12 protein-coding genes are annotated in these 14,432 nt (G+C 36.0%); 6 read left to right on the top strand and 6 right to left on the bottom strand.

Features of this window, described 5'->3' with window-relative positions:
• Window positions 1-17: 17 nt before the first annotated feature.
• The 4 genes from BQ8014_RS13100 to BQ8014_RS13085 all read right to left on the bottom strand — a co-directional run bounded on the left by BQ8014_RS13100 (window position 18) and on the right by BQ8014_RS13085 (window position 6,884).
• Window positions 18-1,658, bottom strand: a complete 1,641-nt coding sequence (locus BQ8014_RS13100; protein WP_080904737.1) for a RagB/SusD family nutrient uptake outer membrane protein — start codon at window positions 1,656-1,658, stop codon at window positions 18-20.
• A 5-nt stretch (window positions 1,659-1,663) separates the two neighbouring features.
• Window positions 1,664-4,969 (bottom strand): TonB-dependent receptor, encoded by a 3,306-nt coding sequence (locus BQ8014_RS13095; RefSeq protein ID WP_080904736.1) that lies wholly within the window; start codon window positions 4,967-4,969, stop codon window positions 1,664-1,666.
• A gap of 182 nt (window positions 4,970-5,151) precedes the next feature.
• Complete coding sequence (locus BQ8014_RS13090; protein WP_080904735.1) at window positions 5,152-6,153, bottom strand: FecR family protein; 1,002 nt, start codon at window positions 6,151-6,153, stop codon at window positions 5,152-5,154.
• Between the two features lie 95 nt (window positions 6,154-6,248).
• A complete protein-coding gene (locus tag BQ8014_RS13085) occupies window positions 6,249-6,884 on the bottom strand; it encodes an RNA polymerase sigma-70 factor (protein ID WP_080904734.1) in 636 nt (211 codons plus the stop codon).
• 204 nt (window positions 6,885-7,088) lie between these two features.
• Here BQ8014_RS13085 and BQ8014_RS13080 point away from each other — a divergent pair, with 204 nt between their 5' ends.
• Genes BQ8014_RS13080 through BQ8014_RS13070 form a run of 3 tightly spaced genes read left to right on the top strand, consistent with a single transcriptional unit; the run spans window position 7,089 to window position 9,529 of the window.
• The gene (locus tag BQ8014_RS13080) at window positions 7,089-7,586 is read left to right on the top strand and encodes a DUF4372 domain-containing protein (RefSeq protein ID WP_080904733.1); all 498 of its coding nucleotides are present in this window, start codon (window positions 7,089-7,091) and stop codon (window positions 7,584-7,586) included.
• A 21-nt stretch (window positions 7,587-7,607) separates the two neighbouring features.
• Window positions 7,608-8,324 (top strand): hypothetical protein, encoded by a 717-nt coding sequence (locus tag BQ8014_RS13075; protein ID WP_080904732.1) that lies wholly within the window; start codon window positions 7,608-7,610, stop codon window positions 8,322-8,324.
• A gap of 2 nt (window positions 8,325-8,326) precedes the next feature.
• Complete coding sequence (locus BQ8014_RS13070) at window positions 8,327-9,529, top strand: S41 family peptidase (RefSeq protein WP_080904731.1); 1,203 nt, start codon at window positions 8,327-8,329, stop codon at window positions 9,527-9,529.
• A gap of 230 nt (window positions 9,530-9,759) precedes the next feature.
• Here BQ8014_RS13070 and BQ8014_RS13065 read toward each other — a convergent pair whose 3' ends face one another.
• On the bottom strand, window positions 9,760-10,131 hold the full coding sequence (locus tag BQ8014_RS13065) for a winged helix-turn-helix transcriptional regulator (protein WP_080904730.1): 372 nt from the start codon (window positions 10,129-10,131) through the stop codon (window positions 9,760-9,762).
• A 91-nt stretch (window positions 10,132-10,222) separates the two neighbouring features.
• Between BQ8014_RS13065 and BQ8014_RS13060 the strand changes: the two genes are divergently transcribed.
• The 3 genes from BQ8014_RS13060 to BQ8014_RS13050 all read left to right on the top strand — a co-directional run bounded on the left by BQ8014_RS13060 (window position 10,223) and on the right by BQ8014_RS13050 (window position 12,392).
• Window positions 10,223-11,065: an alpha/beta hydrolase gene (locus tag BQ8014_RS13060; RefSeq protein ID WP_234998042.1), complete on the top strand. Its 843-nt coding sequence runs from the start codon at window positions 10,223-10,225 to the stop codon at window positions 11,063-11,065.
• Window positions 11,066-11,119: 54 nt separating this feature from the next.
• Window positions 11,120-11,944, top strand: a complete 825-nt coding sequence (locus tag BQ8014_RS13055; RefSeq protein WP_080904729.1) for a helix-turn-helix domain-containing protein — start codon at window positions 11,120-11,122, stop codon at window positions 11,942-11,944.
• Between the two features lie 100 nt (window positions 11,945-12,044).
• Window positions 12,045-12,392 carry a YciI family protein gene (locus BQ8014_RS13050; RefSeq protein WP_080904728.1) on the top strand — a complete coding sequence of 116 codons (348 nt, stop codon included), beginning with the start codon at window positions 12,045-12,047 and terminating at the stop codon, window positions 12,390-12,392.
• A gap of 19 nt (window positions 12,393-12,411) precedes the next feature.
• On the opposite strand, the gene BQ8014_RS13045 is transcribed toward BQ8014_RS13050, so the two are convergent.
• Window positions 12,412-14,427, bottom strand: coding sequence for a glucosidase family protein (locus BQ8014_RS13045; protein ID WP_080904727.1), 2,016 nt, complete (start codon window positions 14,425-14,427; stop codon window positions 12,412-12,414).
• Window positions 14,428-14,432: the final 5 nt, after the last annotated feature.

Below are 14,432 nucleotides of genomic sequence, written 5' to 3'. Positions count from 1 at the left end.
TTTAGTTAACCAACATTTTACCAACCTGGGTTTTGAGTAAGATTTGGATTCAAATCTCTTTCTGCTTGAGGAATTGGCCATTTATAGAATTTTTCAGGAAATTTACGGGTAAATAATTTTTCGCCTGTAAATTGATAAACCGTTCCATTCAAGCCAAAAACAGGATCGGAAGTGTGTGCTGTTTTCCAACGGCGCACATCGAAGAATAAATGTCCTTCGCCTGGGAACTCATGAAATCTTTCTAAGCGGATAGCTTTTCTCATATTCTCTTTTGATAGAGAAGAAACAGGGTCTAGTCCGGCTCTGCCTCGAACATCATTTATTGCATCATACACACTTTGATCAGGAGCCGCTAATGCCTCGTTTTGTGCTTCTGCATACATCAATAATACATCAGCATATCGAATTAGAGGAATATCTGTCGGACCTTGATATGCCCAATATCCTTCATCACCTTCGCAAACAAATTTTCTCCATGAATATGTTGCGAAATTGTTGAACGTAACTTTTAGAGGTTCAGGGTTCTTGTCTAGATTACTTTCGTAAGGCCAGTACACTTTATAGTATTTATTGCCGTTTCCGAAGTATAGGGCAGAGGGCAAGATTAAATTAGCTCCAATACGTTTGTCTAATTGTTTTGGAGAAGAAATTACATCGGCATACCATTGAATAAGAGCATCGCCAAAAGATTCCTCTGTCGAATAATTCGACTTTTTAGGGCGCGATGATAAGTTGATTGTACTACCGTCTTTGTATGTTGATGTCTCGAAAGGAATATGCGACCCCAAAGCGTATGACTCTCCATTGATATAACATGAACGATTACCATACCAACTGTCATAGGCTGTTCCATATCCTAACTGAGCAATAAAGGTAACAGCATAGATATACTCAGAGTTGTTTTCACTTTTGTGATCAAATAATTTATTATATTCATTAAATAAGGCATATTTGAATGGGCTTTTTGTCAATTTTTCGAACTCTGTAGCAGCATTACTCCATTGTTCAGCATATAAATATGTTTTCCCTAGCATAGCTATGGCAGCTCCTTTGGTCGCTCTGCCTCGTTCACTTGCAGCATATTCAACAGGTAATAAATCTGCTGCATCTTTAAAATCTCCAATAATAAAGTTTTTTACTTCTTCTTCAGTATTTCTTGGTAAATAAGTTTCGGCCGGTGGAGTGGGTTTGTCTAATATGATCACACCGCCATATAATTGCCATAGGATGAAATAGGAGAAACCTCTCAGGAACTTAGCTTCGCCAATCATTCTATCTCTCAAATCTTCCGAAATATTAGTATTCCCAGTTAGATTGTAAATGGCTTCATTGCTTGCATGTATAATTCTATAATAATCGGTATATGCTACCTGAAAAATGCCATCACGTGTTGTTGCAGTAGCTAACTCTATTGATGAATTACGGAAATAGTCGTAACCATCGGGACCAAAGCAAGTGAAGTGATAAGCATAACCCTGCATTGTCCATCCATTTTTAGTCAATTTGTAAATTCCATTGATTTGCATCAATGCATTTTCGTCGGAAGTCCATATTGTGGATTCAGACAAATCATTATACGGGCTGCGATCCAAATCAATGCAATTCGATAATAGAAGAGAGACAGCCAGAATTATTATGGTATTTAATATTTTCTTCATGATATTTAAAACTTAATGTTAACACCTAATGATATTGTTTTTATGATTGGATAACCAAGGTCTCCATCCATCTCGGGATCCATTCCAGGATAATCTGTAATGGTGAAGAAGTTTTCCAGATTACAGTAAACTCTGATGCTATTTAGTTTGATGCGATCTCTAACACTGCTTGGTAGTGTATAACCTAACTGCATATTTTTTATACGTAAAAAACTGGCATCGTACAAGTAGTAATCAGAGATTTGATTATTCTTTTCATTTCCTGTATACAGTTTTGGAATGTTTGTATTTTTATTGGTTTCAGACCACTGATTTTTATATTTAGCTAATAACATACGTTCGTCAGAAGCATTGTTTAAGCTAAAGATACCCGAAGACAAATATCTATTCCAACCTGCAACTCCATTGAATAATAAGTTAAAGTCAAAGCCTTTGTACCCAACAGCAATAGTACCTCCATAGTTTACTAACGGAATAGGTTGTCCTTTGAGTACACGATCGTTGTCATCTATTTTTTTATCGTTGTTTAGGTCTTTGTACAAGAAGTCTCCAGGGCCGGGAGTTGATGGAGAGAAGCTATATCCCTCGCTGATCAGTTTGTCCACTTCGTCTTGACTTTGTATGATATGGTCAATCTCTCTGATATAGAATTTTCCTATTGGTTGTCCTTCTGTCCACACTGTTGCCCCACTTATTTCTAAGTAATCGCCTTTATAGCTAAGTATCTTGTTTTTGTTGTATGAACCATTAACTGTTGCTGAAATAGAAAAATCTCCAAATTGTTTGTTATATGATAGTTGACCTTCAAATCCTCTATTCTGCACTTTCGCACTATTCATCATCGGTGCCCCTAATCCACCATTCACTAGAGGAATAGGATTTCGGAACAAAATTCCATGAGTATTTTTATTATAAAAATCGAAAACCAGATTGAAGTCGTTTAAGAAGGTCAGGTCTAACCCAACATCCACAACATCAGTTTTTTCCCAAGATATATTTCTGTTTGCTATATTGTTAAGAACGATACCTTGTTGGATGTAGTCTCCAAACGATGTGTTTGCAGGGCTATAAACGCTCTGCCATTCATAATTTCCAATGCCATTATTCCCTAAGCGTCCCCACGATGCCCTTATCTTTAGATTGTTAATAATCCGTTTAGGATTTTCGAAGAATGATTCTTCAGAAATTCTCCATGCAGCTGAGAATGACGGGAAATTACCCCATCTGTTATTCTTGGCAAAACGAGATGAGCCGTCTCTCCTTATATTCATTTCCACTAAGTACTTGCCTGCATAGTCGTAGTTTAGTCGGCCAAAGTAAGATTGCATTGCAAAGTCATCTTTTCCTCCATCGGCAGACTGTAGCTCGGAAGCACCACTTAATACCGGAGTGTCGATGCTGATTAGCCCTGCCTTACGAGCATTGAACCACCAGCCTTTGTAATACTCTTGGTTATATCCCACTAGCACTCCGATAGTATGTTTTTGACTGAATGTTTTGTTATAATTGACAAATAGGTCGACAACTGTTCTTTCGGTGTTGCTATCTGTATTTGTAATAATTCCTTCTGATCCGTTTGTTGTTTGCTGATCAAGTTTAAAGTCCCATCGAGGAATATCTGTATTGATTATATTTTCTTTATAATTATACACATCTTTGAAATAACTGGCATTGATGGCTAAATCTTCGAAAGGAGTTACTATAGCATAAAACTTACCGGTAAAACGCTTTTTTCTCTTTTCTCCTTGTATGGACTTCAGTATCCAATACGGGTTGTTTTTACTTCCTGTGCTTGTTTGTCCGTCGCCATATCTCCCATCAGGAGAGATAGGAACCATAGCCGGAGAGGCAGACCATAACCAATTTAATGCTCCTCCTATGTCTCCAGGCTGATTCCTTCCTACCATTGCAGTTCCATTAACACCCAGTTTCAGCCATTTATAAGCTTGGTAGTCTGTATTCATTCTGATGTTCGTCGCTTCGTAAAGAGTGTTACTCATCAAACCATCATTTTTTTGATAGTTTATAGAAGCATAAGAAGAAATTGCTTTAGACCCTCCACGAACTGATACCTGATGACTTTGAATTATATTATTGTCTATCAAAGCATCCCACCAGTTTGTGTTTGGATATCGCAGACCGTCAGCCGAATTGTTTCTCCATTCAGTTATTTCAGTATCTGTATATAAAATAGTTCTATCCGAGTTGACTCCTATTTGATTCACCAACTCCATATAGTCCGCCGAGTTAGAAATAAATTTGGGTAACTTTGTCGCTTTGTTCCAACCCACATTTCCGGTATATTCTACATTAACCTTCCCATTCATGTCCGATCCGGTTTTTGTAGTTATCAATATAACACCATTAGAGGCACGTGAACCATAGATTGCAGCAGATGCAGCATCCTTCAGTGCAGTTATACTTGCAATGTCGTTGGCGCTTATTTGCCCGATTTCACCGGGCTGCCCGTCAATCAATATCAGCGGGTCTTGGCTGGAGTTGAGTGACCCTACTCCGCGTAGACGGAGTGATGCGCCATCAGCACCCGGAATGCCAGAACCTTGACGAACAGCTAAACCCGGCATTGTTCCGGCCAGTGCTGCTGACACATTTGTTATTGGGCGTGAAGCTATAACTTCATTGTCGAAATTGACACTGGCTACAGAACCGGTAAGATTGATTTTCTTTTGAACGCCATATCCGACTACTACTATCTCGTCTAACAGGTGATCATCTTTTTGAAGAATAATCTCAAGGTTGGTTTGATTTCCTACTTTAATATCAACAGGATGATAGCCAATGTAAGTAATGCTAAGGATGGCATCATCAGGAACAGCCAATGAAAAGGTGCCATCCATATCGCTAACTGCTCCTATAGTTGGTGCACCTTTTACTTGTATGGATGCACCAATGATCGATTCTCCATTCTCCTCTTTTATTATTCCATTGATTTGTTTTGTGCTTTGTTGTTCTGTTTTTGCTTTCTTCTGTGGAACTAGAAGGATTATACCTCCTTCTTGTTTTTCGAATGACACATTGCTTCCGTCCAATAGTTGTTGCATTGCAGCATCAATGGTTGCATTCGTAGTTTTAAGGGTAACAACTTTGTCTAAGCCTTTCAGGTCTTCGTTGTAGAAAAATTTAAAAGAACTCGCTTTTTCAATCTCTTTTAAAGCATCTTTTATTGGCATCTTTTTTATATCAACAGTTATCTGTGAAAATAAACTAGTCGATAGTAACGATAAGCAAAGAATGTATAAAATCCGCTTGAAGGAATTACACCTTTCTCTTTTCTGTGTTTTCTTTTTCATGGTCTAAATAATTTGTAATTAATCATGAGTATTGATTTTCTTTTTATCATACTATGTACAGCTGTCTCATTCTTTTTCGCTACTCACTTTTTAGATTTAACTTATTTTAATTGTTATATTCTTAAAAAAAAAGTGATACCTAAACTTAAGTATCACTTTTTAATATGTTGTGCAGAGACAAATTATTTATAATATTGGGTTTTGTCTTTATCTTTGTATAAGAATATTACACCATCTTTCACGTGATAATCTATAGGGGCTGTCAGTGATAATACTTTTAGAGCCGATTGGACACTCGTATTGTCTATAGTTCCGGTGAATTTTTGCTTAATCAGTTGAGCATCTTCAAAAACGATATCAGTATTGTGCATACGTGATATTGTCTTAATGATATTTTCTAAAGTTTCGTTTTCGAACCGAAGGCGATTATATCTCCATCCGATATAGTCTGACGCATCTACCTGTTCAGTATAGAGCTCTTTTGTGGTTCTATTATATGTTGCCTTTTCATTAGGGAGCATTGTGATAGTCTTATTAGGAGTTGTCAATTCTATTTTACCTGTATTGAGGACTATTGATATAGTATTATCGTCATCGTATGCATTTATGCCAAATGTTGTACCTAATACTTTTATTTTTATGTCGTTACATTGTACAATGAATGGTTTGGATGGATTAGGCTCTACCTCAAAATAGGCTTCTCCTTGCAATCGCAAAGTGCGTTCTTTTTTATTGTATGCAGTGCTGTATTCAATTTCAGAGGCGGCATTGATGGCAACTTTACTTCCATCAGGGAGGTCGATAGAGGCCTTTTCGCCCAATCCGGCAGAGACAATTAAATAATCCACCGGCTGAGGCTTGTAGTACATATAAATACTAATAGTCAATACAATAGGAAGTAAGATGGCCGCAATATTGGCAATCCAACGGATGTAGTGTTTATTTGTCTGTTTAAGCTTATTGTTATTAGGAATTTGATAATTCGTTTGTGAACGAATATTGTATAGTATTTCCATCTTCAGATCCATATCAATAGTTGAAGATGAGTTTGAAATCTGACTTTCTAACCAGTTATTCAAATGAGGGTCATTGTGAATGAAAGAGCACAAAGAGGCAATCTCTTCTGTCGAGGCTTGCTTTGATATGTATCGTTCAAATATGTCTAGACATTTGTCTTTATCCATTGTCCTTTATTGATTTCTAATATATAATTGTTCCCTGATACATCCTTTATACATTTAGCTATTGCTAATTCACTACCGGGACTCTCCCTTTTTGATTAATTAACAATATTGTGGAAAAGTATAATAAGCAATATGTCTTTATAATATAGTGACAGACGTTCTTTCATAAAAGCTAAGGCTTTCGAAAGCTGAGTCTGGATCGTGCTTTCGCTGATATTAAGTTTTTCTGCTATTTCTTTGTTCGATAACATTTCTTTCCTACTCATAACGAAAATTTGTTTACGGGCAGGAGGAAGCATTTCGGTCAATTGATCGATATATTCTTGCAGTAAATTTTTACTTAATACTTTCTCCGGAGTTACGTTGTCTTTGGTCGATAAATATTTAGACGCATATTCTTTATATAAAAATTCTGCTGTCTGATGTTGATATTCATTCATCAACATATTTCGTGCAATAGTACATAAATAGAAACCGAACGACTTGTTGGGATTGATCTGTGTATGAGTATCCCAGATTTTAATAAAAGTCCGTTGTACTATTTCTTCTGCAAGATATGTGTCTCCGGATGATAGCTTTAAGAGAAAATTATAAAGCTTTCCCGCGTATTGATGGAATAACCTTTCGAAAGCTTCGGCATGGCCTTGTTGAAGCAATTCTATATCATCTCTTTCGTTTACGACCACTTCACGAATATGTTTGGTTATACAAATATAACAGTAAATGTGCATAACAGATAAATCTGGCAATATGTTATAAAAGATCTTTTTTTGAAAAGCATTATATATTGACTAAACTGTTCATGTGAAATATCAGACAGATGTCCCATTAAAATCGGAAAATGATCTTTTAAATGTTTTAAATTTAGTTAGTTACATATTTTTTTCAAAAAACGGATTTCAATTCTGACCTTTGCAAATTCTAATAGACTTGCAATGCATAAGGATAAATTTGTTTTTGCTCAATTCACATCCTTTCTTGATAGGAATAAGTTCAATCGAATCGTTGCCAAGTATAGTGGGGACAAGTATGTGAAACACTTCACTTGTTGGAATCAATTGTTCGCGCTTATGTTCGGACAATTATCCAACAGGAAAAGTCTGCGAAATTTGATTATTACTCTGGGCACTCATCGCTCCCAATGTTATCATTTAGGGATGGATAAGAATGTGTCAAAATCATCTTTGGCTCGGGCGAATCAAAATAGAGATTACCTCATTTTTGAAGAGTTCGCTTACTTTCTCGTAAATGAAGCCGGGCAGAAACGTGCCACAGACATCTTCAAGTTGGGAGGAAACATATATGCTTTTGATTCCACAACAATTGACCTATGTTTAAATGTCTTCTGGAGGGCAAAGTTCCGAAAGAAGAAAGGAGGGGTGGTTGACAGATTTGATTCTGATTCCTTAAATAAATATTATATTTGCAGATAACATCTATCAGTAATAATCCAAATGGGAAAAAAAATCTGCATAATTCACAAATGGGCATCATCAAATCTGGTTAAGTACCTAAGAGACTTGTCAATAGTAATTGTTGGGGTATTTATAACACTTTGGGTTACTAACATTATATCAGACAGAACAAAGCAAAATGAAGTTAATAGAGTGATGGTGCTTGTCAAAACGGAGTTGGAGGAGAATTTGCAAAGTATTAAATGGGCTCAACAGAAATGGGAAACCGAACAACGTATATATAGTCTTGTCAGGAGAAATATTAATCATATTGATAAAATTCCTGCTGACACACTTGAAATATACAAAAAAGTGATTGGGGACAAACATTCTTTAGCCTTAAAAAATGATTCGTATGAAGTTTTCAAATCATCTTTATTAATGCAGTATATAAAAGATAAAGATTTTTTGCGTGAGTTATCTAAAATATACGGGTACCTTGAACTTATCAGCAGCAAACTGAATAATTATTCTAATCTGAAAGGAGCTGGAATAAATCATATGATGAATAATATCGATAAAAGAAGTATTGATACCTGGGCAAGCGGGAGCATTTATGATTATTACACAATACCATTGAAAGATAATGTTTTCAGGACGTTTGTTTATACAGGTGGCACGCTAATATCCTCGGATGAATTTGATGCGTGTGAAAAAGAAATTATTTCCATAATCAACAGGATTAATGAGAAGGGTGTTGATTTTAGCAATGATTAAATATGAAAAGGACTATAGTTTTCATTTTAATAATAGCGTCAACCTTTTCATATGGCTATTCTCAAAACCAAGCAGATTGTTTTAAGGAAGACTTAGAGTTTCTGAAAATAAATCTACCCCAAAAGCATGTAAACCTGTTCACGAAAATAAGCCAACGTGAATTTGAACAGCAAATAGCATCCATTGAATCTAAAATAGATTCGTTGGATGAAAAATCTTTTTTTTGCGAATTATTTCAGTTAATAACTGCTATTGGCGATGAACATACAAGAATTGAACCCCAACATCTTTTTAAGTACACCGTACCTATACGATTTACCCTATTTAAAGAAGGAATTTTTGTTACAGAAACAACACAGCCAAACATTATGTTAGCTAAATTGCTTGAAGTTAATGGAGTCGCAATTGAAGAAGTTATCAACCAATTTAGGAAAATCATTTACAATGAAAATCCCTCTTTTTTTGAAACAATGTTACTGTTTTACATGAACAATACATATATTCTCAAAGGGTTAGGGCTTACAAATTCAGCAGAAGAAGTATTATATACGTTTGAGACAAAGGATGCTGATACCATCAGCATCAAATTAAAACCATCTCAAAATCCCACAATGAAAAGAGCCGAAGCATTTTCATTATTAGAAGCCTATTCGGGAGAAGGTAATTACTGGTATCGGTATTATCCCGACAAAAACTGTTTATATTTTAACTATTTAAACTGCAAAGAGGATAAAAATTATTCATTTGAGAAATTTTGTTCACAGTTATTCGAATCAATTTCTATAAATAAACCGGAGAAATTAATTATAGACTTGAGATACAACGGAGGTGGTAATTCCAAAGTATTGAATCCCTTTTTAATCAGATTAAAAAATAATTATTTAAACGCAAATGGAAAACTGTATGTTTTAATCGGCCGAATGACTTTTTCCTCTGCATTATTAAATGCTCTTAACTTGAAACAGAATTTTAATTCGGTACTCCTTGGTCAACCCACTGCCGGAAGTATTAATCATTTCGGAGAAACGCTTACGTTCACTCTCCCTAATACAAAAGCAACAGTAGTTTATTCAACAAAGTATTTCGAGGAATGGAAGGGTCATAACGGAGCATTAACACCAGATATACAAATTGATTGCTCCGTTAAAGAATTCAACAAGGGTAAAGATGAAGTGCTTGAGTATGTTTATAGAGTAAAAGATTAAATGTTTTGTTATAGCCTGATCTGAACAATTCAAATCAGGCTATAATAATTACCGTTTTCTTTGATTATGCCCTTTTCCCTTTTTCAATATAGACTACTCATCCCACTTCTTTATCGTAGAAACATTGGTTATTCGTAAATTCAGGCATATCATCTTTCGGTAATTTGTATTTGCGTTTTGTACGGGACGAATATACTCAAAGAGGTTGTAAATGAGTCTAATAAATATACTCAAAGATCCATATTGTCTGAATTTTTGGTTGCATATTGTTGTCCCCATTTACATAATTCATCTAATATTGGAAGAAGTTTTGAACCATTATCAGTAAGAGTATATTCTATGCCGATAGGGGTGGAATCCGGAATAATATTTTTCATGATTAGAGCATCTTTTTCAAGAGCCTTTAATTGTCTTCCGAGTACCTGCTCAGATATGTTTTCCAAATTCTTGTGAAGTGTATGAAATCGATTGTGTCCCATATAAATGGACAAAAGAATTTGAGCTTTCCAGCGTCCACTGATTTTATTCAAAGCCAAGTTAAGCCCACAAGTAGCAAACAGATATTGTTCATTAATGAAGTTTGTGGATTGTTTTTTTCTCATATGCTTTATCACTAACAATTTTGTTCGTTATTGTAGGTTCTTTCCTATGACAATAACTTTGCCTTACAAAATTACAATATAATAAATAAAGATGATGAGAATTAAAGGTTTTATAATATTGATAGCTATGTTATCCGTAGGTTTTACAACTGTAGCCCAAGGCAGATGGACTATAAAATCTGACTATTTAAAATGCGATGTTCCTGCCCTGGTATTCAAACCAAGTAATTATGACCCAAAACGAGAATACCCGTTGGTTTATTTACTTCATGGTTATTCGGAAAATTACACCCAATGGAGTAGAACGATCGATTGTCAGGATTTGGCAAATAAATACAATACGATTATTGTTTGTCCGGAAGGATTTACTTCATTTTACATAAATAGTCTTTATGATGAAAAATTCCAATATGAGAGTTTCTTTTTCAAAGAATTAGTTCCCAAGGTACACGAAGAATTGAATATTGATGTCAGGAATATTTTTATAAGCGGACTATCTATGGGAGGATATGGAGCTTTACGGTATTTGATTCTACGTCCGGATTATTTTAATTCTGCAGGATCGACAAGTGGAGCCTTAGTTATTGATTTTCAACAATCACAAAAGATGAGTCAACTCTTTTGGGAGGATAATAGGCTAAACAATGATCTGAGCCAATTATTCGGGAATAATAATACGGATAACTGGAATAAGAACAGTATTATCAATTTGTTACGAGATAATTCCGATTTTAGTAAAATATTTATATTTGATTGTGGTACAGAAGATGTACTATATACAGCCAATTTAGAATTAAAATCTGTAGTTGATAGCATGAAAGTTCCAACTACGTTTATTTCTCAACCCGGAACCCACGATACGGATTATTGGAGTAAATCAATCGAACATCATTTTGTGTTTTTCGATCAGATCATAAAACGGTTGAACAGATAAAAATCTTTTGTTCAGATAAATATCCCCCTATTTGATATTTTGTAATTTTGCATCATGATAAAAGAATACTCTATAGCAGAAGTTCTTCCCGGTTCAGTCCTGTCGAAATCCTTTTATATAAGGCATTTTGAATCAATGGAAGATGTAGGGATAGAATGGCCTCATAGTCATTCCTTTTTCTCTTTTGTCTGGTTCACTAACGGAAGTGGATTTTATGTGATTGATTCAGAAGAATATGAAATAAAACCGCAGCGGGTATTCTACGTTGCTCCGAAACAAGTCCATAATTGGAGCTTATACGATAATACCCAGGGCTACATTATTTTTATTGATCAATTGGCCGGATTAGAGATGAATCTGAACTATGCATTTCCTTATATTGATATTGACGATACTGATGCGCTGTTACATACTTCTATCCTTGAGAATGTAAAGGAAGAGCTATCGCAAAAAGATGAACTATCAATTGAGAATATAAAAGCAGGGATCCAGTATTATTCTCATTTGTTATATCGAATAGCGAAAAAGAAACAGGTAAAGATCTATCAAAGCAATGCTTTAGTGGAACAATTTAAACGCTTGATCCTATCGGACTATTCAAAATTATGCACAATTCCTTATTATGCAGACATACTAAATGTTCGGGAAGTTAAATTGAATGACACATGTAAAAAGATACTCGGAATTTCAGCCAAACAATACCTCCTTAATCTTAAAATAACCGAAGCTAAACGCTTGCTGATATACTCCGAGCAAAATATAAATGAAATTACGTTTCGGATTGGCTTCGAGGATTCCTCCTATTTCGCTCGTATTTTTAAGAAGAAGACAGGATTATCCCCAAGCCTTTTTCTTAAAAAGTACCGAAAACTACCCTAAAAGTCCTGATATATATCTTTATAGTTCCCTTATCTTTGTCTCAGTTTTTATTGATTTTATCAATAATTAGTACATCTGTCAAACAAATAAAAGTAAGGATATGAAAGATTTTATATTATTATTCAGGCTGAATAAAGATTCGGAGATAAAGCCATCTCCCGAGCAAGTGAAGGAAAGAATGGCTTGGTTCGGAAATCTTGCTAAACAAGACAAATTGGCAGACAAGGGAAATACATTGTCTCCCTTGGGAGCAAAAACGATCCGTCCGGATAAGAGTATAACAGATAATCCTCATTCAGAAGGAAAAGAAATTGTGACCGGATATGTGATTTTGAAAACCGAAACAATTGATGAAGCTGTAGAAATAGCAAAAGCCAATCCTATATTTAAAGTAGGAGGTAGTGTGGAAGTTAGAGAAATTGCTAAATTCATAAAAGGCAACGATTGATTCCATAATATAAAGGGCATTAGGGCAAGTTTACAGTAAGCGTTTGCCCTTCTCTAATTTTTCGGTTTAAGATCGTTTTATTATTAGAGCTTATTTTCAACCCAATTTTGCCATTTATACGGTTTATTTCTACATCAAATATATTGCCAAAAGCCCGGATTCTACGAAGATTCATATGATCCCAATCTTTCGGCAAACGCGGCGTCATAGTAAAAGACCGTAAGCCTGTCGGACGAATACCAAATAATCCTTCTGTTATAATCCGGCAATATAATCCACTCTCGGCAGATAAATGACGTTGGTTACCTTCCGGCCAAGCCTCGATGGCATAAGGGACATGTTCACCCAGCAAACGTTGGGTAGAATAATATTCCAGATAATCAGTAGCCTTTTCCGTTTCACCGCAGGCATATACGCCTCTTAATGCGTAAAGGGTTGAACGATCCCAAAACGTTTCACTGCCTGCTTGCGTAAGTAATCCATTTTCAGTCCATAAGCGGGAGGAAAACAACGCATCAATAGTCGCGCCTTTCCTTTCATAAATTCCTACAGTCAAAGGGATACAGATCCATGAACGTAACACATCATTTCCTTTATAGTATCGATAGGTATTAAAGCCTTCTACCTGAGCACCAAAATATTTATCTATATTTTGACGGAGAATGACGGATTCTTTTTTATAATTCACGATTTGTGAGGCTGGCTTTCCTAACTCTTTTCCTAAGAAGACCGCGGAGCAAAGAGCATCATAGTAGAGTGAGGAAGTACATAAGTTAGCATTACCTGAAGGAAAACGATTTTCCAACTCGTCCGAATCAGAGGTTACGACACCTTCTTCATTCAGTTTTCTTTTGCAATACTCCAGACACCATTCGATTAATCCCCATAATTCTTCAGCTTCCGCCTTATCACCCCTGGCTAAGGCATAACGGGCAGCACCATAAGCCACCATAGCAGCATCCCCTCGGTCGCCGGCGCCACCCCACGTATCGGTCCCTTCCGCTATGATAGAACTTGGGAGTTTGGTATATTCAGGGTTTATATAACGGGCAAAGTGTCTATAAGCATTCAGCGCCGATTGATTACCGACCGTATATCCCAAATAAGGGAAAAAAGGATTGATATATTCTGCTTGATCATTTGCCCATATAGCGGCATAATAAGATTCTCCCCCCGGTCCATGAAGCAGTCCTCCCTTTGTATCATAGATACTTTCCGCTCCTCGTATTTTAGCAAAAGCAAACATTGTATTAAGTACGGAATCCGGAGTTTCCAATATAAGATTACTCCAAAAGTCGGTTATTAAATCCTGACGAGCCTTTAACTCCTGGTCAATATCAACCTTTATCTCACTCTCTGTATTTTTATATCCGGCAAATGTCGCACTGAAAGAAAGTTCTTCTCCCGGTTTCAGTTGTTTGGCCGTCTGTCCGTTTATTATAGAAACTAACTTGTAGCTACCATCGACTCCTTCATCTTCTGCTGTCATGACGATCGAGTGGGAGGAGGGTATTTCTATCGAAAGAACAGACTCCCCTACATTTTTAAGTACATATTTCTCACAAAACATAGGATTGGATACCGATGGAAACAGAATACGAGTTAATTCGAGTTTCCCTTTTCTCGATAAATCGAACTCACTTTGTGTAGACAGGATACCACGTAAAGAGATTTTTTTTACTTTTTCATTCGCAAGGGAAAGAGCGTTAACGGAAATCATATCTATTACATTCCACCCGAAACGCCGCATCAGGCTTGCATGGGTATTATTGGGGATTGTACGCAAGGTCGGCCAGACAAGGCTCCGGTTAAGAAGGAAAGAGCCGTTAGCATCAATTCCATATCTCAATACGGCTGAAATTTTCAATCCGCTCATTTCGATATGATCCGAATGGGGAAGTCGTTGGTCGATAATCCATGAGATTCCTCCATTGGCATCAATAGACCAACGATTTTCAGCATTACATTCCAAACTTCTGACGGATAAGAAAAGCAAAAAGCAAAAAAGAAGGTATTCTATTTTCATGTTTGGCATAATGT

It is taken from the genome of Parabacteroides sp. Marseille-P3160, assembly GCF_900162725.1.
Lineage (GTDB): Bacteria > Bacteroidota > Bacteroidia > Bacteroidales > Tannerellaceae > Marseille-P3160.
The sequence above is the reverse complement of the archived record's forward strand: the minus strand, read 5'-3'. Positions and strand labels throughout refer to the sequence as shown.

What these genes read in the sequence shown, in the direction of transcription:
- BQ8014_RS13100 (WP_080904737.1), bottom strand. Translation starts at nt 1,658, where the DNA reads ATGAAGAAAATATTAAATACCATAATAATTCTGGCTGTCTCTCTTCTA.
- BQ8014_RS13095 (WP_080904736.1), bottom strand. Translation starts at nt 4,969, where the DNA reads ATGAAAAAGAAAACACAGAAAAGAGAAAGGTGTAATTCCTTCAAGCGG.
- BQ8014_RS13090 (WP_080904735.1), bottom strand. Translation starts at nt 6,153, where the DNA reads ATGGATAAAGACAAATGTCTAGACATATTTGAACGATACATATCAAAG.
- BQ8014_RS13085 (WP_080904734.1), bottom strand. Translation starts at nt 6,884, where the DNA reads ATGCACATTTACTGTTATATTTGTATAACCAAACATATTCGTGAAGTG.
- BQ8014_RS13080 (WP_080904733.1), top strand. Translation starts at nt 7,089, where the DNA reads ATGCATAAGGATAAATTTGTTTTTGCTCAATTCACATCCTTTCTTGAT.
- BQ8014_RS13075 (WP_080904732.1), top strand. Translation starts at nt 7,608, where the DNA reads ATGGGAAAAAAAATCTGCATAATTCACAAATGGGCATCATCAAATCTG.
- BQ8014_RS13070 (WP_080904731.1), top strand. Translation starts at nt 8,327, where the DNA reads ATGAAAAGGACTATAGTTTTCATTTTAATAATAGCGTCAACCTTTTCA.
- BQ8014_RS13065 (WP_080904730.1), bottom strand. Translation starts at nt 10,131, where the DNA reads ATGAGAAAAAAACAATCCACAAACTTCATTAATGAACAATATCTGTTT.
- BQ8014_RS13060 (WP_234998042.1), top strand. Translation starts at nt 10,223, where the DNA reads ATGATGAGAATTAAAGGTTTTATAATATTGATAGCTATGTTATCCGTA.
- BQ8014_RS13055 (WP_080904729.1), top strand. Translation starts at nt 11,120, where the DNA reads ATGATAAAAGAATACTCTATAGCAGAAGTTCTTCCCGGTTCAGTCCTG.
- BQ8014_RS13050 (WP_080904728.1), top strand. Translation starts at nt 12,045, where the DNA reads ATGAAAGATTTTATATTATTATTCAGGCTGAATAAAGATTCGGAGATA.
- BQ8014_RS13045 (WP_080904727.1), bottom strand. Translation starts at nt 14,427, where the DNA reads ATGCCAAACATGAAAATAGAATACCTTCTTTTTTGCTTTTTGCTTTTC.